Below are 22,463 nucleotides of genomic sequence, written 5' to 3' on the forward strand. Positions count from 1 at the left end.
AATAATAAGCCTAAGCAGAGAAAAATAGTTCTACCTATTTTCCCCTGTTTGGGCTTATTATTGTAGCGACAAGTTTTTGAACTCCTTAGATAGGTCATGAAAAGTAGAAACTGTTTCAACAATTAAGCACGAAAATCGAAAAACAGTTCTGTGTGGGTTTGATTTTTTGTGTTTCGTTTTCGCATAAGAAATGCGATGAATACTGTTACCTTGATTTTAGTTAACACTTAAGAACAGCTTCAAGTAAATAAGAAGATCAATGTCAAAATTCAATGGATAATAAAGAAAATAAAATTGTCACGACCGTCAAAAAGGTCCTATTTCTCTCTTTGTATTGTAAGGGGTTTCGTGTTATTCTATTTTAGTAAGGATTGAAGCAAGAAAGGAAGAGATTGATGGAACACCAAAAACTAACAGAATTTCCTAATAACTTTCTATGGGGATCGGCCTCAGCGGCTTACCAAGTCGAAGGAGCTTGGCAAGAAGACGGCAAAGGTGAATCCGTCTGGGATCGTTTTGTGCGGATTCCCGGGAAAACATTTAAAGGAACAAATGGCGATTTAGCGGTGGATCACTACCATCGTTTTAAAGAAGATATTGCCTTGATGAAAGAACAAGGATTAAAGGCTTACCGTTTTTCTGTGGCTTGGACACGGATTTTTCCAAACGGACGTGGTGAAGTCAATCAAGCAGGATTGGATTTTTATAAAGAGTTGGTTGATGAACTGATTAAAAATGACATTGAACCGATGTTGACGTTATACCATTGGGATTTGCCCCAAGCTTTACAAGAGGAATATGCAGGGTGGGAATCACGCCAAATTATTGAAGATTTCACGAATTATGCGGAAACCTTATTCCAAGCTTTTCGAGGAAAAGTTCATTATTGGATTAGTTTAAATGAACAAAACGTGTTTACTTCATTGGGGTATTTATTAGCAGCGCATCCGCCAGGTGTGACTGACCCAAAACGAATGTATCAAGTGAACCACATCGCAAACTTAGCCAATGCCTCTGTCATCAATAAATTCCATGAACTAAAGATGCCCGGAAAAATTGGACCAAGTTTTGCTTATACACCAAATTACCCACTCAATAGTGATCCTAAAAATATCCTAGCGGCAGAAAATGCCGAAGATTTAATGGCTCATTACTGGATGGATGTGTATATGTGGGGCAAATACCCAATCGCTGCGATGAAGTTTTTAGAAGAACGTGGTTGGGCGCCAACAATGGAAGCTGGAGATGCCGAGCTGTTAGAATCTGCGAAGCCTGACTTCTTAGGAATCAATTATTACCAAACTGCCACGAATGCCTTTAACCCAATTGATGGAGTTGGAGCAGGTAAAATGAATACGACTGGGAAAAAAGGATCATCTGAAGAGACTGGAGTTCCTGGTATGTATAAAAAAGTAGAAAATCCTTTTGTAGAACGAACCAACTGGGATTGGGAAATTGATCCAGAAGGGTTACGGATTGCGTTACGACGAATTACTAGTCGTTACCGCACGCCAGTCTTGATCACTGAAAATGGTTTAGGAGAATATGATCAGTTGACAGAAGACAAAAAAATCCATGACGACTATCGTATAGCTTACCTTTCCAGCCATGTCAAAGCCATCAAAGAAGCGATTTCTGATGGAGCCGAAGTGTTAGGTTATTGTACATGGTCCTATACGGATTTATTAAGCTGGTTGAACGGTTATCAAAAACGCTATGGGTTTGTCTATGTGGATCAAGATGAAACGCAAGCCGGTTCACTCGATCGTTACAAAAAAGATAGCTATTATTGGTATCAACAAGTGATTCAAGAAAATGGAGCCAATCTATAAAGCAGTTGATTATAAAAAATAGATAAAGGTTGCTTTTTCTAACGAAACAATCTGTTCACTCAAGGAAACAATAAGAAATTTGTAAAAAGTCATCATGATTAGCAAACAGTCAGAATTTCCAAAGATCGTTCATCTTAAGGAAATTCTGGCTTTTTATATCTTAGTCAAGAATGTCATTTCATGATTTACTTATTCAGTGATTATTCCATAAAAGAAAGCAATGATAGACATAGCTAAAAAAGAAAACTTTTGTTCCCTCGCTTTTTTTTGTATAATGGAACTTGATGAAATGAGGGATAAAAATGGCAAAGAAAAAACGTCCTGCAAAGAGAAAGAAAAAGACGAAAAAGCAGCAACAACAGCAGGAACAACTTCTTGCAATCAGTATTGGATTTACTTTGGTATTATTTGCCGTCTTTGGCTTTTTAAAACTAGGGTTTTTAGGTACTTTAGTTGCGAATGGCTTTCGAATTATTGCTGGAAATAGTTATCAAATTCTCTGTTTGTTATTAGCGGTTTTAGGCTTTTGGGTCGTGGTTAAAAACACCAACTTTAAAATAGGAAAGAGTCGACGCTGGTTTGGTGGTATTCTCTTTTATTTAGGTATTTTACTCTTTTTACATGCGCATCTTTTTGGAAAACTCCATAGTGGCGAACCTAATATTCTAGGAACAACTTGGGATCTACTCGTAAGTGACATCAAACAAAGCCAAGTAGATAACAATGTGGGTGGCGGTATGGTTGGAGCAGCATTATACAGTTTTACTTACTTCTTGATCGCACAACCAGGTAGTTATTTTGTCGCAATTTTATTGCTTGTGACTGGTGCCATCTTATTTAGTGATCTACAAGGATATCAACTGGTGAATGGTTTGCAAATGATGGGCGAACGACTTCAAGAGTTACTAGAAGGAGACCCTGCCAAAAAAGAGAAAAAGCAAGCAGCCAAAGAAGAACGGCAACAACAGCGCGCCCAAGCTCGTGAAGAGAAAAAACAAGCAGCTAAAGAAGCGGCAGAAGCTGAAATTGCTGAACTTGAAAAACGACGATTGAGCAAACAACAAGAAGAACCGATGCATTCTTATCAGGAAGAAATGATAGAAGATGAACCAGAACAATTAAGTTTTGTACCAATTGACAGTTTTCAAGGAACGGTTTCACCTGTAACAAAGAACGTACCAAATGAAGAGTCATCATCACCAGCAAATACGCTGGTGGATCAACTGGAAAATGAAGGATTAGAAGACGATGGTTCAGCTCTAGAATTTGAAATTGAAGCAGAACAAGAAAACCAAGATTATGAATTACCTTCCATCGATTTACTTGATTCTGTAAAAACGACTGATCAAAGTGATGAGTACAAAAAAATCGAAAAAAATATTGGCGTCTTGGAACAAACCTTTCAAAGCTTTGGTGTCGATGCAAAAGTAGTGAAAGCCAGTTTAGGACCTTCTGTCACGAAATTTGAAGTTCAACCAGCTGTAGGGGTAAAAGTAAGTAAAATCGTTAGTCTAACCGATGATATTGCTTTAGCGCTAGCGGCTAAAGACGTTCGAATGGAAGCCCCAATTCCTGGGAAATCTTTGATTGGAATCGAGGTACCAAACAGTAAAATTAGTATGGTTTCTTTTAGAGAAATCATCGAAGCCCAACCCAATCATCCTGATAAATTGTTAGAAGTTCCTTTAGGTCGTGACGTTTCTGGACGAGTCCAAACAGCGGATCTTTCAAAAATGCCCCACTTATTGGTAGCTGGTTCGACAGGTAGTGGGAAATCAGTTGCGATAAACGGGATCATCACGAGTATCTTAATGCGAGCGAAACCTCATGAAGTCAAACTGATGATGATTGACCCTAAAATGGTGGAATTAAATATGTATAATGGGATTCCTCATCTATTGACGCCGGTTGTTACTAACCCTAGAAAAGCCGCCCAAGCTTTACAGAAAGTTGTCCAAGAGATGGAAGAACGTTATGAGAAATTTGCGGCAACTGGGGTTAGAAATATCACGGGATACAATGAATTTGTTCAGCAAAAGAATTTAGAAAACGGAACGAAGCATCCAACGTTACCATTTATTGTGGTAATCGTTGATGAGTTAGCTGATTTGATGATGGTGGCAAGTAATGAAGTAGAAGATGCGATCATCCGTTTAGCACAAATGGCACGTGCAGCCGGCATCCACATGATTTTAGCTACACAAAGACCAAGTGTAGATGTTATCACAGGAATCATTAAAGCCAATGTTCCTTCACGAATGGCATTTGCCGTTTCTAGCGGAACAGATTCACGAACAATTATTGATTCTAACGGAGCAGAAAAACTCTTAGGTCGAGGGGATATGCTCTTCTTGCCAATGGGAGAAAATAAACCAATTCGTGTACAAGGGGCATTTATTTCTGATCATGAAGTCGAAAGAGTCGTAAGCTTTGTAACCGATCAACAAGAAGCGCATTACGAAGAAAAAATGATGCCAACCGATGAAGTGGAGTCAAATGGGTCTGTCACGGATCAACCACAAGATGAACTATTCGAAGAAGCCAAATCACTAGTCATCGAAATGCAAACAGCAAGTATCTCGCTTTTGCAACGAAGATTTAGAATTGGCTATAATCGTGCGGCACGTTTAGTCGACGAATTGGAAGCACATGGCGTCGTAGGTCCATCGGAAGGAAGTAAGCCAAGAAAAGTATTTATTGAACAAGTCGAAGAACCAACCGACATGATTCCTACCGATCAAGAAACTTAAAAAGGCTGTGATAGAAGCGATCAGCTCTGAGCAAATAGGAGAATATTTTTTAAAATAGCTTTTCATATTTTTGAAATTTATCCCTTGTTGAGGAGTAGCTTCTAGAACACCGTGGATAGGTTGTAAAAAAGCTATACAAAATAAGACCAAGCAGGGGAAAAATATATGTAACTATTTTTCTCTGCTTGGTCTTATTATTACGGATACAAACCCTTGAGCGCAGTTTATAACAAGAAATCATGAAAAAGTTGTTAAGCCTCAAGCATTAACGTCATATTTAATAAAACAGCTGAGCATATTTTGTTGAATATAGCGTTAATGTCAAAGAGGTTAGCTTGTGAACATCGTTTATCCAGTTTTAAAACAAACTTATGTCCTCTCCATCTTCTATTTTTAAAGAACCAATCACTTTTGTAAGCGTTTTAAATCAAACGAAGTAAAAATTACTAGATAAATCTTTTTATCAAAAGATAAAAATAGTAGAAAAATATGTGCGTATTTTTAGTTAGAGAAAGGTTTGGATAAGCGACAAAGAATCGCTTAAAAATGTAATTTATCGTTATCAGTCATCATTATAGAAAGAGAAAAAAGAAAGGACTTGAATAATGAAGAAATATCTAAAAGTAATTTTAAGTATCTTCCTTTGTGTAGGCATAATAGGTATTGGAAGGACGCATTATCTGAAACGTCGAGAGGAACAAAGAGCGGTAGAGTTACTAGCGGCAGAAAGACAGTCGGTGAAAGTTCTAAAAGAAAAATTTGCAGATATTCAAGAAGTAAAGGTCGAACATTTTGAAAAAAATCATACGACAGGCACTTATGGCGCACTTGTAACCATGACAAATACGGAAGGAAAAGCCGTTTATTTTGATTATTTTTACACAACACAAGCCAGTAAGATTGGCAGTTATGGTTTAGAAGACGTAGAAGTCCAAAAGGAAGGACGAACAACTAGTACGATTAAAGTGACCTACATGAATGGTGAGGTCGCATATATATGACGATAACAGACGAAGACTATCGTTATCTAAGTGAACATGTTTATTGGTTGGATCCAAAACATCCTAAATACAATCCAACATACCAAGAAGGTGTCCTAAAGTTAATTGGAAAGACGACATTTAAAATCTTAAAAATACAAGAAAATTCTAAAACAGATGGAATGCAAGCAATGGCAGTGGCACCGATAAGAAATGGTGTTGTTGACCAATCCTCAATCGTGATTGTTTATGCGGGGACAAATACAGCAGATATCAATGATATTATGACCGATTTAATTACTATTGGCGGTTTATTTGATAAAACTGCGAGTCCCGGTTTTTCAATTGACCGCAGTCCTCAACGTTTAGACGGGCAAGCGACATCTTCCTTACAATTTGCTCATAAAGTCAAGCAGTCCTATAGTGATGCACAAATCACAACGACAGGACACTCATTGGGCGCTTATCTGGCTTTGATGGTTGCTACAGAGAACCAGTGGAGAAGCGTCAGTTTTAATGGTCCAGATCCATATGAAATATTGACGTCAAAGGCTAAAAAATGGGCAAAAAAACATAGAAGTTGGTTGAAAAATTATCGTCATCGAGGTGATTTTCTTGGTAATTTTATGGGAGATAGAACTGGAGCAGAGATCAAAGTAAATTTAGAAATGGAGCTATCGCTTTTTGCACAAGCCTACCATTCATTGGCAAGTTGGAAATTCGATGCTAAAGGAAGACTAGTGATTCCAAAGAATGATTTCAATCAGAAAGCATTAGTAAAACAAGAGGAATATTATTTAAATAAAAGCTTTGAGACCGAGTTAGCGACTTTACATAGAACAAGAGAAAAATTGAAGAAAATAAATGATGGGAATTTATCTACGAATGCCCGTCTTTACTTAGACAGTCAACAAGCTTCTTTAGTGATACATCAAGCGAAATCAACGCATCAATTAGCACTGACAAAAACAGTGAACATTTATCAAACAGCTATCAGCGAGACTGAATTGGATTGGAAAAAAATGCTAAGATTAGCCAAATACCAAACGAATCAACTTTCAGATATAGAGATTAAAGAATATTTAGCCATTGGCGGAGCAACAAGACAAAAACTTGTTCTTGAACCTGCTAGATTTTATCAAGAACAAATCAATCAAGCAAAAAAAATAGATCAAAGATTTGAAAGATTGGCACAAGAACTGAACAAGAAAATCGCTGAAATACTTCAAAGAGACCGAGAACTTGCTCAATTGTTAAAATAAGAATTAGGAGATCCATATATGGATAAAAATAAACAACGACTTATGGCGCAAAAACAAACCTATCTTAAATTGGAAAAGGAATGGGAAACATTAAATATGATTCAAAAAAAGGGAGAGCGTTTGATTCAAGAGGCGCATGTTAAAATACATCGTTTGTCTCAAGAATACGGTGAAGCCCATGAGGCGATTCTCAAAGCCCATCGAACGATCGCTGATTTAGAGGAGTCATATGTTAAGAAAATGATGTTAGAAAAAAAGGAGTTGCTTAAACGGTTGGAAATAGCCGAGCAATTCAATCAAACAGAATAATGTCAAAAAAATAAATAAAGTGGGTTGATCACTTGATTGAAATTGCGCAAGAGTTACTGAAAGGGTTAGAAAAAAATTTAGAACAACATCATGTACAGGTGATTGGTCAGATTAATCTTCAACTAGCTTACGCTAAGAAACAAGCAGTTTCCAAAAAGAAAAGGGGTGAAATTAAAGTTGCACAAAGAATGATTGAGGCGACGAATCGAGACTTAAAGGAACATGTGAAAGGCGAATTTGGAAAGAAAATAAATGAAGTATTAGTCAAGCAACAACAGCTATTGAAAAATTTCTGAGATTCGTGTTCTTTCCCTTGTGAACTATTGCATTAGAACCTAGAATCAGTTATAGTATGTAGCGATACTTTGAAAAAAAGAGGGAAATAATTTTGGAAAAACAATCCATTTACGGTTTAACAATTGAAGAATTGACGACATGGTTTTTAGAAAACGGCGAAAAAAAATTTCGAGCATCACAAGTTTGGGAATGGCTCTATCAAAAGCGTGTAAGAGATTTTGCTGAGATGACCAACTTGTCAAAGGATTTAATTGCCAAATTAACCAAACACTTTATCATTAATCCATTGAAACAAATGGTTGTCCAAGAAGCATCTGACGGTACAGTGAAATATTTATTTGAATTACCTGATAAAAATATGATCGAAACTGTCTTAATGAGACAAGAGTATGGATTATCTGTTTGTGTCACGACACAAGTAGGCTGTAATATCGGTTGCACATTTTGTGCCAGCGGGCTTTTAAAGAAGAACCGTGATTTAACTGCGGGGGAAATTGTGGCACAGATCATGATGGTCCAACACTACTTTGACGAGCGACAAGAAGGCGAACGTGTTTCTCATGTTGTGGTGATGGGGATTGGAGAGCCTTTTGATAACTATAATAATGTCATGAATTTCTTGCATATTATCAATGATGCGAAAGGGTTAGCCATTGGGGCACGACATATTACCGTTTCAACAAGTGGTTTGGCTAATAAAATCAAAGAATTTGCTAACAATGGGTTACAAGTAAACTTAGCAATCTCACTACATGCACCAAACAATGAGATCCGTACGTCAATCATGCGTATCAATCGAAGTTTTCCAATTGAAAAATTGATGGATGCAGTCGATGACTATCTAGAAAAAACCAATCGACGGATCACATTTGAATATATTATGTTAAACCAAGTAAACGATCGTCCAGAGCACGCCCAACAGTTGGCAGATTTACTAAAAGATAAGAAAAAACTGACCTATGTAAACTTGATTCCTTATAATCCAGTAAGTGAACATGATCAATACTCAAGAAGCCCTAAAGCAGATGTCTTAAAATTTTATGATGTATTGAAAAAAAATGGCATCAACTGTGTGATCCGCAAAGAGCATGGCACAGATATTGACGCAGCATGCGGGCAATTACGTAGTAAACAAATGAAAAAGGAAAAAGCAACAACAAAATAAAAAATGACGAACTTAGGAATGACACACATTTTTTAGTTGAACGAATTTGAGGCAGAAGTCGTCCACTCATAGAAGATGGACGGTTTTTGCCATTTTTTATAGGAAAAAGAAGGATACACAGAAATAGCCTATATAGTAAAACATTCAATGATTGTTCAAACAATTTATATAGATTAAATGATAAGTGAAAAGCTTAGCCCTCATTTCAAAAAGAGGAAGAAAATCAAGTGAGTGATTATCTTAAGAATTTCATGGGAAAGATAAATGAAGTGTAAGAGAAATTAAAACAATTGTGTTTGATGGGAATAAGAATTATTCATACGTTAAATAAAGCGCTAAAAGACGACAAACCACAAGGATTGTCGTCTTTTGATGTTTTAATTCTACCTGTAAAATTTTGTACTAATGTCGTTTACGTTGGCTCAACCCAAGTCCATAAAGTAGCCAAGAAAGACCAAAGCAGAACAATCCATATAGAAAATTTTCAGTAACCCGAAATACTGCAAGACTCGAAATAATAGCTAACCATAAAAATATAAAAGTCTTTCTATGCTTTGTCATACTTTCCAGTTTCATATAGCCATCACTCTCCTTTTTTTACTGTAAACAAGTGCTTGTTGATAATAAGCATAATTTTTGAACGATCGCCTTAATTATTCTAACACTCATGAAAATTATTTGGAACATTATCTATATTCGCTTGTACAATTGAAGGAATTAATCTTTTCTCTATTACTCCCACCAAGTTTCTTTTGTAGCCTAAGTAGCTTTAAATAAATAGATAAAAATTGTTTCCTATAGTTTTCAAAATTAGCTTCTTACACTTGAAGTCACCTATTTTGCCTTTCATAAGCATAACCTTTTCTTTTTTTATTTATGTACTGCTACAATAGGCAAAGAGGGGGAATGGCTATGATCATCAGTGAATTTGATCGTGATAATTTAGTTTTAAGAGACCAGCTTGCGGATCTTTTGAGGCTAACTTGGCCCGATGAATACGGCAAAGAGCCGATGAAAGAGGTAGAGCAATTGCTGACACCGGAGCGTATTGCGGTATCAGCAATTGAAGGAGATGAGTTGCTTGGCTTTGTTGGAGCGATTCCCCAATATGGCAAAACTGGTTGGGAGTTACATCCTTTAGTGGTCGCAAGCTCACATCGTAAACAGCAAATTGGTACTCGCTTAGTTACTTATTTAGAAAAAGAAGTTGCTTCACGTGGTGGAATCGTTATCTATTTGGGGACTGATGACACCGAGGGACAAACTAGTCTGAGTGAAGTCGATTTATTTGATCAAACATTTGAGAAATTAAAAGAAATAAAGAATAAAAATCATCACCCTTACAGCTTTTATGAAAAGTTAGGTTATCAAATCGTCGGAGTAATACCAGATGCCAATGGATGGTACCAACCTGACATTTGGATGGCTAAACGTATTGTAAAAAAAATCAAATAAATTAAATACATGTTACATGCGAATGTTAAAGAAAAAATCAGTGATTTTATTCTTTAGCATTCGCATGTTTTTTTGTTTATAAAAATGACAACTGATATTTTTTTTGCTAAATCCGAACATTCGCGCCTTCTTTTAGCAGGAAGGTTTATTTTCAATAATTATTTTATTTTTTTCTAAATTGTAAAAAAACCTTTAAAATCAGCTATTTTTCTGAAAAAAATGTTGGATATTTCACATTTTTCCGATTATTTTAAAAAAAATCATTCAAAAGGTATTGCTTTTTTAATAATTATTCATTAAAATCTTAAACAACTCAGAAAAAATTAATTATTCTGAAAATTTCGAAAAAAGGGGTACGAGAGATGAAAAAGAAATGGGTATTTAGCATGATAGCTTTGAGTGGGCTAGTACTTGCAGGCTGTTATGGCGGAGGAAGTTCAAATACAAAAAGTAGTAATTCAGCTAATGGCGGTTCTGCTGATGGAGGCGGAGTATTTAATTTAGTCGTACCTCAAGAAATGCCAACTGCAGATTTATCTTTAGCAACAGATACCATTAGTTTTACTGCATTAAATAATGTCTATGAAGGAATTTATCGTTTAGATAAAGACAGTAAACCACAACCAGCAGGTGCGAGTGAACTTGCAGATGTAAGTGACGATGGGTTAACTTATAAAGTCAAATTACGAGAAGATGCAAAATGGTCAAATGGAGATCCTGTGACTGCTGCTGATTATGTTTACGGATGGCAACGGACAGTAGATGCTGCGACAGCTTCTGAATATGCTTATCTTTTTGCACCAGTGGCTAACGCTGAAGATATCACTGCTGGTAAGAAAGACAAATCAGAATTAGGAATCAAAGCAGTAGGCGATTATGAATTAGAAATTACATTAACTAAACCAACGCCATATTTCCAATATTTACTTGCTTTCCCATCATTCTTCCCACAAAATCAATCCGTTGTTGAGAAAAATGGCGATGCTTATGCTTCAGCAAGCGATAAAGCCGTTTACAATGGACCATTTACTTTAGAAGGATTTGATGGGCCAGGAACAGATACTGAATGGTCATATAAGAAAAATGAAAATTACTGGGATAAAGATTCTGTAAAATTATCAGAAATTAAAGTAAGTGTAGTGAAAGAATCTTCTACAGCTTTAAATCTATTCAAAGATGGACAAGCGGATGATGTCATCCTTTCAGGTGAATTAGCCCAACAAAATGCAAATGATCCTGCTTATACTTCTGTCAAAGAAGCACGTACAAGTTACATTGAATTGAATCAACGTGAAAAAGATTCACCGTTTAACAATGTAAACTTAAGAAAAGCCATTTCTTATTCAATCAACCGTGAAGCATTGGTTAAACAAGTGTTAGGTGATGGTTCTGTGGTATCTACTGGATTAATTCCAGCTGATATTTCAAAAAATCCAGAAACAAATGAAGACTTTGCAAAAGAAGCGGGCGAACTTGTTTCTTATGACAAAGCAAAAGCCAAAGAATATTGGGAAAAAGCTAAGAAAGAACTTGGCATTGATTCTCTTGAATTTAACTTGATGGCTTCTGATGATGATGCATCGAAAAAAGTAATTGAATATATCCAAAATTCAATTCAAGAAAACTTAGATGGAATAAAAGTCAAACCAACACCAGTACCGTTTTCTGTTCGTTTAGATCGTTCATCATCAGGTGATTTTGATGCTGTATTAGGTGGATGGGGTGCTGACTATTCTGACCCAAGTAGCTTTACTGATTTATTCACTACAGGTAATTCTTACAACCGTGGACAATGGAGTAATGCGGATTACGATAAAGCAGTAGCAAATTCAAATACAAAAGATGCGAGTGACGAACAAGCACGCTGGGCTGATTTACAAGAAGCAAATAAAATCATGGCCGACGATATGGGTGTCATTCCAGTTTACCAAAAAGCAGAAGGTCACTTAGTCAATGAAAAAATCAAAGGAATTGTTCATCATGCAGCAGGAGCTTCATGGGATTACAAATGGACATACGTAGAAGAATAAGCAATTAGCGCAAAAAAAAGAGGAAGAGATTGAGACAATTGTCTCAATCTCTCTCCTTTAAATTTTTATCAAATAAACGTTAAAATTGCTAATAAGACAGAAAGAGCAAGTAAGATTCCGGCAATGATCAGCCAAAAGGTATACATACCGTAGCTGGCAGACGAGAGTGAAGAAAATTCTGGTTTTTTCTTGCGGTTTCTTGTACGGGCTAAATAAATAGATCGTTGAAAATGATCAAAGAAACCTGAGGAAAAAACCCATAAAAATCCGCCGATAATTAAAAACGGCAACGCACATAAAAATAAATCATTTGATAATTGAGTGAGTGTGAGTGAATGATTCAAACTATTTTTTATCATAATTAGGAGAATCAAGACCACCGCAATTACGTAAGGTAGAAACTTTTTTTTCATCCATTTGCTCCTTTATCTTTGGTTCATTATTAATAATGTAGCGAAACATTTGTCAGAAGTCAAAAGCTAGGGGGAAACATTAGTGAATAGTTATATAAAATATGTATTGAAACGTGTCTTCTTTATGGTAATCACACTTTGGTTGATTGCAACGATTACGTTCTTGTTAATGCAATTATTACCAGGTACACCTTATACCAACCAAGAGCGGTTAAGTCCTGAGACGATTGCTATGCTGAATAAACAAGTAGGTCTTGATAAACCGGTGATTGTCCAATACGGTATTTATTTGTCAAACTTACTTCAAGGAGATTTTGGTATTTCCTTCCAGTTTAAAAATCAACCAGTCGCTAATTTATTGGCTGGAAGAGTCGGTCCATCTTTACAATTAGGACTACAGGCGATTATTTTTGGTACATTTTTTGGCACGATCTTGGGAACCATTTCTGCCATGAAACAAAATACATGGGCAGATACTTCATCCACTTTGATTGCTATTTTAGGACGTTCAATTCCTAACTTTGTCTTTGCGGTTTTACTACAATATATCTTTGCAATTAAATTACATGTCTTGCCAATTGCGAAATGGGATGGTTTTATGTATACAATCCTACCAACTATTGCGTTAGCCATGTCACCTTTAGCTGATTCCGCACGTTTTATTCGAACGGAGATGGTCGAGGTTTTACACAGTGATTATGTTGAATTAGCAAGAGCTAAGGGGTTAAGTCGTTGGGAAATTGCTTTTAAACATGGCCTTCGAAACAGCTTAATTCCATTATTAACATTATTAGGACCTTTAGCCGTTGCTTTGATGACTGGTTCCTTAGTTGTAGAAAATATTTTTGCAATACCAGGTATTGGTGAACAGTTTGTCAAGTCAATTACGACTAATGATTATCCCACTATTATGGCTGTGACCATTCTTTATTCCTTTATGTTGATCTTTGTGATATTAGTGGTAGACCTGCTTTACGGGTTAGTTGATCCAAGAATACGTGTTTCAGAAGGGAGTCGAAGCTAGATGGAATTGTTACCAAAGCGTTATGAAAACATTGCAGATATTCCGGCAGATAAATTTCTTCCGTTGCAAAAAAGTACAGAAGAAGAACGTGAACAAATTGCGACTCCTTCATTGAATTTTATTCAAGATTCTTGGCGCCGTTTAAAGAAAAACAAAGCAGCCGTTGTCTCAATGATTCTATTATCAATCATCATTTTGATTTCGATCATTACTATTTTTGTTTCACCACATAATCCAACCGCTCAAAATGTCGATTATATTAATTTACCTCCCCGTATTCCTGGTATCAATATTGATGGGTTGAATGGGAAGGCAATGGTTGGCGGAGAATTAGTTGATAAATATGCCCAAGCGAATGTCCCTGCGAACGTTAATTTCTTTTTAGGAACAGATGGTTTAGGACGTGACGTGTTGAGTCGTTTATTTATGGGAACAAGAATCTCTTTACTAATCGCGTTTATCGCCGCTCTTTTAGACGTAACAATTGGTGTGGCTTATGGATTGATTTCCGGGTTATTAGGCGGACGTATTGATAATGCCATGCAACGTTTCTTAGAAATCCTATCTGGTATACCTAACTTAGTCGTCATGATTTTAATGCTCGTTGTTTTTGAGCCTGGTATTTTTTCAATCGTCGCAGCGATGGCCATTACGAACTGGATTCCTATGGCTCGTATTGTTCGTGCACAGACATTGAAATTGAAAGATCAAGAATATGTATTAGCAGGAATGACATTAGGTGAATCAAAATTAAAAATTGCTTTTAAACATATTTTACCGAATATCTCAAGCGTCATTATTATCCAAATGATGTTTAGTATACCGACAGCCATTTTCTTTGAAGCCTTTTTAAGTTTCATTGGCTTAGGGCTAACACCACCAGCTGCTTCTTTAGGAACCATGCTTAGCGATGGGTATAAAACATTCTTGTACCTTCCTTATCTATTATGGATTCCTGCAGCTACGTTGTCAGTTATCATGATTGGGTTCAATTTATTAGCTGACGGGCTACGTGATGCCTTTGATCCTAAAATGAAAGAGTGAGTACTATGACAAAAATTCTTGAAGTGAAAGATTTGCAAATCTCATTTGATACGTATGCTGGAAAAGTTCAAGCCATTCGTGGTGTCAATTTTCATTTAAATAAAGGAGAGACCCTAGCGATTGTAGGGGAATCTGGAAGTGGGAAATCAGTCACCACGAGAAGTATTATGAGATTGTTATCAAGTAATGCCAACATTGATTCTGGCGAGATTTTATTCAAAGGCAAGAACATTGTTGAGAAGACAGAAAAAGAAATGCAAAAAATTCGTGGGAAAGAAATTGCCATGATTTTCCAAGATCCGATGACTTCTCTTGATCCAACGATGACGATTGGGAAACAAGTCGCTGAATCTTTACGTAAACACAACAAGGTGTCAAAAAAAGAAGGGCAAGAGGCTGCATTAGAGCTACTAAAATTAGTAGGGATTCCAGATGCTGAGAAACGGATTAATAGTTATCCTCATCAATTTTCAGGAGGTCAGCGCCAACGGATTGTTATCGCCATTGCGTTGATCTGTTATCCAGAAATTTTAATTGCCGATGAACCGACCACGGCTTTAGATGTAACAATTCAGGCTCAAATTTTAGAGCTTTTAAAAGAAATCCAAACAAAAATCGACACATCTATCATTTTCATTACCCATGACCTTGGCGTAGTCGCTAATGTGGCTGATCGTGTAGCAGTTATGTATGGTGGGAAAATTATCGAAGTTGGCACATCAGAAGAAATTTTCTACCATCCGCAACATCCTTATACATGGGGATTATTAGGATCGATGCCAACCTTAGATAGTGGCAATGAGCGACTTTATGCCATTCCAGGTTCGCCACCTGATTTATTGAATCCGCCTAAAGGGGATGCTTTTTATCCCCGAAATGAATTTGCTTTACAAATTGATGCGGAACAGGAACCACCATTTTTTGAATTGTCAAAAACACATAAAGCCGCTACATGGCTATTGGCACCTCAAGCACCAAAAGTCAATCCACCTGAGGAAATTAAGCGACGTTGGGCGATTTTTGAAGAAAAACAAAAAGCATATAGCCAAGGGGGGATGACCAATGCGAAAAAAACTGTTAGAAGTTAAAGGATTGAAGCAATACTTCAATGTGGGCAAAAAAAATGAAGTTCGTGCGGTCAATGACATCAGTTTTCATATTTATGAAGGAGAAACCTTTGGATTAGTTGGTGAATCCGGCAGTGGAAAATCAACGACTGGACGAACAGTTATACGCTTGTATGAGCCAACTGGTGGAGAAATTCTATTCGACGGAAAAGACGTGACCAAACTTAAAGGAAAACAAGAAATGGCTAAGTTTCGCCATGAAGTTCAAATGATTTTTCAAGATCCCTATGCATCATTGAATCCTCGAATGAAAGTTCGAGACATCATTGCAGAAGGAATTGATGTCAATGGTTTGGTAAAATCACCCGACGAACGTTCTGCAAAAGTAGACGAGTTACTCCGTACTGTAGGGTTAAATCCGAGTCATGGCACTCGTTATCCTCATGAGTTTTCAGGGGGGCAACGTCAACGGATCGGGATCGCCCGGGCACTAGCGGTCAATCCTCGCTTTATTATTTGTGATGAGCCCATTTCTGCTTTAGATGTTTCGATTCAAGCACAAGTGGTGAATCTTTTACAAGACCTACAAAAACAAGAGCAATTAACTTACTTATTTATTGCCCATGACTTATCAATGGTCAAACATATTAGTGATCGTATTGGTGTGATGCACAATGGTCGCTTATTAGAAATGGGAACCAGCGATGAGATTTATAATTATGGCGTGCATCCTTACACTGAAAGTTTGTTATCAGCCATTCCGCATCCAGATCCTGATCATGAAAGACAACGCAAAAGAATTAAATATCAAGCAGAGCCTGATGATGGACAAGAACGTTGTTTAAGAGAAATCGCTCCTGAACATTTTGTTTATGCAACCGAGCAAGAAGTGGCTTATTATACGAAAAAATTAAAACAAAAAAAGGAAACCTTACTTGTGACAACCTAGGAGGTAAGTGATTATGCTAAAAGCCTTTAAATTCCGAATTTACCCGACTACTTTACAAAAGCAATGGTTTATTCAAAATTTTGGCTGTGTTCGTTTTACGTATAACCACTTATTAAAAGCTCGACAAGAAAGTTACGCTAAAACAGGTGCCATCGATTATACGGTGACACCTGCCTCTTTAAAAAAGAAGTATCCATTTTTAAAAACAGCGGACAGTCTAGCACTAGCAAACGCCCAATTAAATTTGGATCGTGCATTTCGTAATTACTTTAAAGGTCGTGCAAGTTTTCCTAAGTTAAAAAATAAAAAAAGTATGTGGCAGTCTTATACAACCAACAATCAAAATGGCACCATTTATTTAGAAAAAAATTATTTAAAACTGCCAAAACAAAAAGAACGAATTAAAGTGAATCTTCATCGACCAGTTGAAGGGGTCATTCGATCAGCCACGATTTCAGCTCGTTACAATGAGGTGTTTTATGTCTCTTTACTTTGTGAAGTCTCTGATCAAAACTTAGACGGTTCAAATCGCTGGATTGGCGTAGCATACGATCCACAAAAATTGATTGAAACATCTTCTCCACTGAATGTGCAATTGCCATTACTTAAGCAAACGCAAGACAGCATAAAGATTGCTCAGAGAAAATTATGGATCAAAAGTAAAGCTGCTCAAAAACGGAAAGTTCGTTTAGAAAAGGCTAAGAACTATCAAAAACAAAAGAGAAAAGTCATGGACCTTTATTTGAAGCAAAAATACCAAAAGGAAGATTATTTGGAACAACTCTCAGGAAAACTCATACGTCATTATGATTATTTATTTATTGAAGCTGTGCCAAATGATTGTTTTTCAACGAAATTTTCACTTCAAGATTGGTATAAATTTATTCATAAATTAAGATATAAAGCGCATTGGTATAATAAATCTTTGCTTTTGATTAATATGAATGAGCAGTCTCATCTTTCATGTGATCAAAAAAGTGTAACATTAGAAAAAATCGGAAAACAAGTGATGTTTGATGAAATGAACTAGTAGGAGCACTAGGGATCGCCTTGTTAATAAAAAACACACGATGTTTTTGTTTCTAGGAATTTTCTGTTTAGAAAGAGCTCACTAATTATGATAAACCAAAAAAACAGAGAGGAACGTTTATTGAACGTTACTCTCTGTTTTTTTGATGGGTTTGATAAAACTAGAGAAAAATCCGTTTCGTTTATCATTTTTTTTTTTTATTTTCTAAATTTGAATAATTAGTTTTTTGTGGATGTATTAAAATTCCTTTGTAATTGAAAAAGAATAACAAGGAGCGAAAGTATGAAGAAAAAATTATGCTATATTTCATTACTGGCTACCCCATTTATTTTAGCAGCTTGTAGTGGATCAAAAAGTACCACGGATAGTATGAATATACAAACCTCTCAAAAAAATACCGATGATTCAAAAGCCTCTGAGACAAAGTTTGCTAATTATTTAGAAATAACACCAGAAAATTTACGTATGGTAGCAGATGGTAGTAACGATAAGAAACAAATTGTAATGATTGATATCAAAGCAGTCAATACCTCAGCAGAAAAAACTGGAATTGGGGCGTATGACTTTAGATTAAAGGTAAAAGACAAAGAAGTAACACCTTATGAAAATGCAGAAAACTTTGGTTTAGATATTGAATCTAAAAAAGAAGCAAAAGGAACACTAAGTTTTCAAATTGATAAAGGTGAAAAAGAGTTTACTTTAAGTTATAACCCACACGGAAAAGAACTTGCATCTTGGAAGTTTAATGTAAATTAGGAGGCGTATAGTATGAAAATTGTAGTAGTCGGTCTAGGATATATTGGGTTACCTACAGCATTGATGTTTTCAAAATATGGACAGAAAGTTGTTGGGATAGACGTCAATCAACAAGTAATTGAATCGTTAAATAGTGGAAAAGTCCACATTGAAGAACCACATATACAGGAAACATTAAATGAAGTTGTCAAAAATGGAAATTTCCAAGCAAAGTTAAAACCAGAAGAAGCGGACGTATTTATCCTTTCAGTTCCTACGCCTAATTTAAATGATGAGCACAAATCTTGTGATTTAAGCTATGTGAAGCAGGCAGTAACTAGCATTTTAGAGCATCTACAACCAGGAAATACTGTGATTGTAGAATCAACGATCCCACCTCGAACAATGATCGATGTTGTTAAACCAATGATTGAAGCAGCAGGATTTGTTGTAGGAGAAGATATTTTCCTTGTACATTGTCCAGAAAGAGTATTACCTGGAAAAATTATGCATGAGTTGATTCATAATAATCGTATCATTGGTGGGATTACAGAGCAATGTACAGAAAAAGGAGTAGAAGCTTATAGTACATTCGTTAAAGGGGAATTGATCCGAACAAATACCCAAAATGCAGAAATGTCTAAGTTAATGGAAAATACATTCCGTGATGTAAATATCGCTTTAGCTAATGAATTGGTTCAGATTTCGTTAGATTTAGGAGTGGACGCATTAGAGGTAATCGAGATGGCGAACAAACATCCTCGAGTAAACTTACATTTTCCAGGACCAGGTGTGGGGGGACATTGTTTAGCAGTTGACCCTTACTTTGTCATAGCAGCAAACCCTGATAAAGCCCAATTGATTCGAAGTGCTAGAAAAATTAACACTGGCATGCCTGAATATGTCGTTCAATGGATCGATCGAATTATGGAAGAAATGAAAGGGCAAAAAGTCACATTATTTGGTGCAACCTACAAAGGAAACACCGATGATATGAGAGAAAGTCCATCTGTGGAAATCTATGAGCATCTGCAATCCAAAAAATATGAAGTAAGTTTCTATGACCCTTATGTAGAAGCTCAGATTCTTGAAAAAGATATCGAAAAGGCTGTTAAAAACGCTGATCTAATCGTTGTGTTAACGGATCACGATGCCTTTAAAGAATTATCACCAGAAACATTGAGCCATATGAACAAACAAGTTATTTTTGATACGAAAGATATTGTAGAAAAATATGGAGAAGCACACTACTTGAATTTTGGAAAACTTGAAAAAGGATACAAAAATATCGCAATGTCTACAACTGAGGCGATATGCTAAGAGTATTATTAATTACTCAAAATTTTTCTCCAGAAATAGGAAGTGCGGCAAATCGATTAACCAAATTATACGAGAGTTTATCGAATGAAGATGAAATTGAAGTTTCTGTTTTAACTTCCAATCCGCGTTATCCAAATAAAAAACTATATGAAGAGAATCCAATTTTTAAACAAAAATTGGATTCTCAAACTAGTATCGAATGTATTTCTCCATTTTTTAAAAAATACCACAAAAGTTTTATTCTACGATTGATCATTTACTTGGAATTTTTAGTAAAAGGTTATTTTAAGGGGAAAAAACTTGCACAAAATACAGATGTTGTTGTAGCTTCTACGCCCAATTTTTTTTCAGGTATTCTCGGTGTTTTACTGAAAAAAAAGAAATTAATTTTAGATGTTAGAGATCTTTGGCCCAAATCAGTAGAAGGAGTCAAAAAACACAAAACAACACGCTTTCATAAGATGATCTACAAAATTGCTTACAAAGCTGAAAAATGGATGTACCAGTCAGCTGACCATATTGTGATCAATAGTGAAGGTTTTTTATCCCATTTGCTTGCCTTAGGAATTAATAAAGAAAAAATCACTTTTATACCTAACCCAATCACTTTAGAGGAGTTAGAAAAAGGGGGAAGCCATTTAGAAAAGAATAAAGAAACAACGACTACTAAAGTGGTTTATGCAGGCAATGTCGGTAGAGCGCAAGAAATGCAGCCATTAATCAAACTGATTGATGCTTATAAAAATTCGTCAGAACATACCTTTACGATCATTCCATATGGTGTAGATACAGAATCATTTATCCAACAAATAAAAAAAATCAATGCCTCAAATGTCAAAATATTAAAGCCACAGCCAAGAGAAATCGTCTTTGATTATTTAGCAAATGCGACGATTGGCTATGTTGGACTCATTGACATAGAGGAATTTCGTGATGTGATCCCAGGAAAAATAATTGATTATTTTGGAAGTGGGACAGCAGTCATTGCTAATTTAGAAGGTTATTCACAAAAAATTATTCAACAATCTAGTGGTGGCATTACCATGGAAGATAGTTCAAATGTTCATAAGTTGATGGTGAATCGGAAAATGCAATATGAGTTAGCAAAAAACGGATTAATTTTTGCTAAAAAACATTATTCATGGGATAAAAATTATCAACGATTTTTAAAAATAATCAAGGGAATTTAGCATGAAAAAAATACAAATGTATGTTTGGAATACTTTTGAAAATGACGCAAGAGTCATGAGAGAGTGTACGGCTTTGTCTGAAGAAGGGTTTTACGTCCATTTGATTTGTTTGATGAATGAAAAAGAAAGTCTCAAGAAAATCGAGCACCCTGCCCCTTACTTTACCGTGCGGCGTTTAAAAAGAGCAAATCTAAAAAAAACTTTAATGATGTTAGCATTTGTTTTTTTTATGTTGCTACATATTGGCTGGTTAAAATCGGCAGGAGTTATTTTATTAATAAGTGTGTTACTCCATAACAAAAAATGTTGGGCAATCGTAAATAAAGTCTACCTTATTATAAAAATGACGTGTGTGAATCTTTTTAAGTCTTCTGATATTTATCATGCAAATGATATCAATACCTTACCTCAAACAATTATAAACGCAAAAATTTTTCACCGTAAAAAATTAATTTACGATTCTCATGAGATACAAATTAGTCGTACAGGTTATAATGAAAAACTTTATTATTTTATTGAAAAAAATCTTTTAAGATATGTCGATGTCTACATTCATGAAAATGATACGAGAGCTGATTTTGTCGAAAAAGTTTATGGCATTAAGCCTCAGGTCATTCATAATTATCCTGTTTGTTATGAGGCAACACACATAAATAAAATCAATCTACATGAATTGTTAGCCATTGATGAAAATGAACCTATCTTGCTCTATCAAGGTGGAATACAACGAGATAGAGGATTAGAAAAACTGATCCAAGCTGTCGCTTTATTAGATCAAGGAACATTGGTATTGATAGGTGATGGTCGATTAAGACAATCATTAATTACATTAACAAAACAACTAAATCTCACCAATCGGGTAAAATTTTTGGATAAAGTTTATATGGAGACGTTAAAATGTTACACCGTATCGGCCACGATTGGTTTTCAAGTCTTACAAAATACTTGTATGAATCACTATTCTGCCTCATCGAATAAATTATTTGAATATATTATGGCAGAAGTACCGGTTGTTGCTTGTAGTTTTCCAGAAATCGCCAAAGTCGTAGGAACCTGGGATGTGGGAGAAATCGTGGACTCTCATAGTGTGCATTCTATTCGACTAGGAATTGAAAAGCTTTTAACTAACGGAGAACGTTATCAAGCATGTAAAAGGAATTGTCAAGATGCAAAGAAGGTTTATAACTGGGAACAAGAAAAAAATAAATTTTTAAAATTGTATGCAGATTAATGGAGGGACTAGTGGAAAACAACGAAAAATTAAAACAATTAACCGAACAGCTAAAAAAAGAAAATGAACAATTAAAAAATAAATTAGAAAAGAAAGAATCAATAACTAAGGACTTAAAAAGCATTATTTTAAAGGATACTGCCGTAAAAGAAGAAGCAGCAAAATTAATTGAAAACTTGGAACAAGTAGTTAAAAAACAAAAAAAACAAATTGAAGAGTTACAAATAGCTGATACAGCTACACCTCCTCAGAAAAAGGAAAATATTACAGTTGTTTCAAATAACAAGAAAAGCTTTATTTATCGTTCGAAGCAGCTATTGAAAAAAAGTCCAACCGTAGTGAAACTTTACATGTGGCTAAAGAAATCGAGGGGGTAAGAA

At 35.7% G+C, this 22,463-nt stretch carries 20 protein-coding genes; 19 read left to right on the forward strand and 1 reads right to left on the reverse strand.

Annotated elements, in window-relative coordinates; translation table 11 throughout:
* Window positions 1–395: 395 nt before the first annotated feature.
* The 9 genes from EVI01_RS06890 to EVI01_RS06930 all read left to right on the forward strand — a co-directional run bounded on the left by EVI01_RS06890 (window position 396) and on the right by EVI01_RS06930 (window position 12,080).
* Window positions 396–1,832, forward strand: coding sequence for a glycoside hydrolase family 1 protein (locus tag EVI01_RS06890; RefSeq protein WP_010750419.1), 1,437 nt, complete (start codon window positions 396–398; stop codon window positions 1,830–1,832).
* 302 nt (window positions 1,833–2,134) lie between these two features.
* Window positions 2,135–4,582, forward strand: coding sequence for a DNA translocase FtsK (locus EVI01_RS06895; protein ID WP_010750420.1), 2,448 nt, complete (start codon window positions 2,135–2,137; stop codon window positions 4,580–4,582).
* 605 nt (window positions 4,583–5,187) lie between these two features.
* The gene (locus tag EVI01_RS06900; protein WP_010750421.1) at window positions 5,188–5,583 is read left to right on the forward strand and encodes a hypothetical protein; all 396 of its coding nucleotides are present in this window, start codon (window positions 5,188–5,190) and stop codon (window positions 5,581–5,583) included.
* Complete coding sequence (locus EVI01_RS06905) at window positions 5,580–6,824, forward strand: lipase family protein (protein ID WP_010750422.1); 1,245 nt, start codon at window positions 5,580–5,582, stop codon at window positions 6,822–6,824. Before EVI01_RS06900 ends, EVI01_RS06905 begins: the two co-directional genes overlap by 4 nt.
* Window positions 6,825–6,842: 18 nt before the next feature.
* A complete protein-coding gene (locus EVI01_RS06910) occupies window positions 6,843–7,133 on the forward strand; it encodes a hypothetical protein (RefSeq protein WP_010750423.1) in 291 nt (96 codons plus the stop codon).
* A gap of 32 nt (window positions 7,134–7,165) precedes the next feature.
* Window positions 7,166–7,429: a hypothetical protein gene (locus EVI01_RS06915; RefSeq protein WP_010750424.1), complete on the forward strand. Its 264-nt coding sequence runs from the start codon at window positions 7,166–7,168 to the stop codon at window positions 7,427–7,429.
* Window positions 7,430–7,521: 92 nt separating this feature from the next.
* A complete protein-coding gene (gene rlmN / locus EVI01_RS06920) occupies window positions 7,522–8,595 on the forward strand; it encodes a dual-specificity RNA methyltransferase RlmN (protein ID WP_010750425.1) in 1,074 nt (357 codons plus the stop codon).
* A gap of 912 nt (window positions 8,596–9,507) precedes the next feature.
* Window positions 9,508–10,050 (forward strand): aminoglycoside 6'-N-acetyltransferase, encoded by a 543-nt coding sequence (locus EVI01_RS06925; protein ID WP_010750427.1) that lies wholly within the window; start codon window positions 9,508–9,510, stop codon window positions 10,048–10,050.
* Between the two features lie 362 nt (window positions 10,051–10,412).
* Entirely contained in the window at window positions 10,413–12,080 is a 1,668-nt protein-coding gene (locus tag EVI01_RS06930) for a peptide ABC transporter substrate-binding protein (protein ID WP_010750428.1), read from the forward strand.
* Window positions 12,081–12,148: 68 nt separating this feature from the next.
* Here EVI01_RS06930 and EVI01_RS06935 read toward each other — a convergent pair whose 3' ends face one another.
* Window positions 12,149–12,493, reverse strand: coding sequence for a DUF3899 domain-containing protein (locus EVI01_RS06935; protein WP_010750429.1), 345 nt, complete (start codon window positions 12,491–12,493; stop codon window positions 12,149–12,151).
* 82 nt (window positions 12,494–12,575) lie between these two features.
* On the opposite strand from EVI01_RS06935, the gene opp3b reads away from it, so the two are divergent.
* The 10 genes from opp3b to EVI01_RS06985 all read left to right on the forward strand — a co-directional run bounded on the left by opp3b (window position 12,576) and on the right by EVI01_RS06985 (window position 22,460).
* Window positions 12,576–13,517: an oligopeptide ABC transporter permease gene (gene opp3b, locus EVI01_RS06940; protein ID WP_010750430.1), complete on the forward strand. Its 942-nt coding sequence runs from the start codon at window positions 12,576–12,578 to the stop codon at window positions 13,515–13,517.
* Entirely contained in the window at window positions 13,518–14,561 is a 1,044-nt protein-coding gene (locus EVI01_RS06945; RefSeq protein WP_010750431.1) for an ABC transporter permease, read from the forward strand.
* Between the two features lie 5 nt (window positions 14,562–14,566).
* Window positions 14,567–15,649, forward strand: coding sequence for an ABC transporter ATP-binding protein (locus tag EVI01_RS06950; protein ID WP_010750432.1), 1,083 nt, complete (start codon window positions 14,567–14,569; stop codon window positions 15,647–15,649).
* On the forward strand, window positions 15,624–16,577 hold the full coding sequence (locus tag EVI01_RS06955; protein WP_010750433.1) for an ABC transporter ATP-binding protein: 954 nt from the start codon (window positions 15,624–15,626) through the stop codon (window positions 16,575–16,577). Before EVI01_RS06950 ends, EVI01_RS06955 begins: the two co-directional genes overlap by 26 nt.
* A 13-nt stretch (window positions 16,578–16,590) precedes the next feature.
* Window positions 16,591–17,607: an RNA-guided endonuclease TnpB family protein gene (locus tag EVI01_RS06960; protein ID WP_010750434.1), complete on the forward strand. Its 1,017-nt coding sequence runs from the start codon at window positions 16,591–16,593 to the stop codon at window positions 17,605–17,607.
* 282 nt (window positions 17,608–17,889) lie between these two features.
* Window positions 17,890–18,363, forward strand: a complete 474-nt coding sequence (locus EVI01_RS06965; RefSeq protein WP_010750435.1) for a DUF4352 domain-containing protein — start codon at window positions 17,890–17,892, stop codon at window positions 18,361–18,363.
* A 12-nt stretch (window positions 18,364–18,375) separates the two neighbouring features.
* Window positions 18,376–19,662, forward strand: a complete 1,287-nt coding sequence (locus EVI01_RS06970) for a nucleotide sugar dehydrogenase (protein WP_010750436.1) — start codon at window positions 18,376–18,378, stop codon at window positions 19,660–19,662.
* Complete coding sequence (locus EVI01_RS06975; RefSeq protein WP_010750437.1) at window positions 19,656–20,852, forward strand: glycosyltransferase family 4 protein; 1,197 nt, start codon at window positions 19,656–19,658, stop codon at window positions 20,850–20,852. Before EVI01_RS06970 ends, EVI01_RS06975 begins: the two co-directional genes overlap by 7 nt.
* A 1-nt stretch (window position 20,853) precedes the next feature.
* A complete protein-coding gene (locus EVI01_RS06980; protein WP_010750438.1) occupies window positions 20,854–22,083 on the forward strand; it encodes a glycosyltransferase in 1,230 nt (409 codons plus the stop codon).
* An 11-nt stretch (window positions 22,084–22,094) separates the two neighbouring features.
* The gene (locus EVI01_RS06985; RefSeq protein WP_010750439.1) at window positions 22,095–22,460 is read left to right on the forward strand and encodes a hypothetical protein; all 366 of its coding nucleotides are present in this window, start codon (window positions 22,095–22,097) and stop codon (window positions 22,458–22,460) included.
* The last annotated feature ends 3 nt before the right edge of the window (window positions 22,461–22,463 follow it).

The organism is Enterococcus villorum, from assembly GCF_007990225.1.
Taxonomy (GTDB): domain Bacteria; phylum Bacillota; class Bacilli; order Lactobacillales; family Enterococcaceae; genus Enterococcus_B; species Enterococcus_B villorum.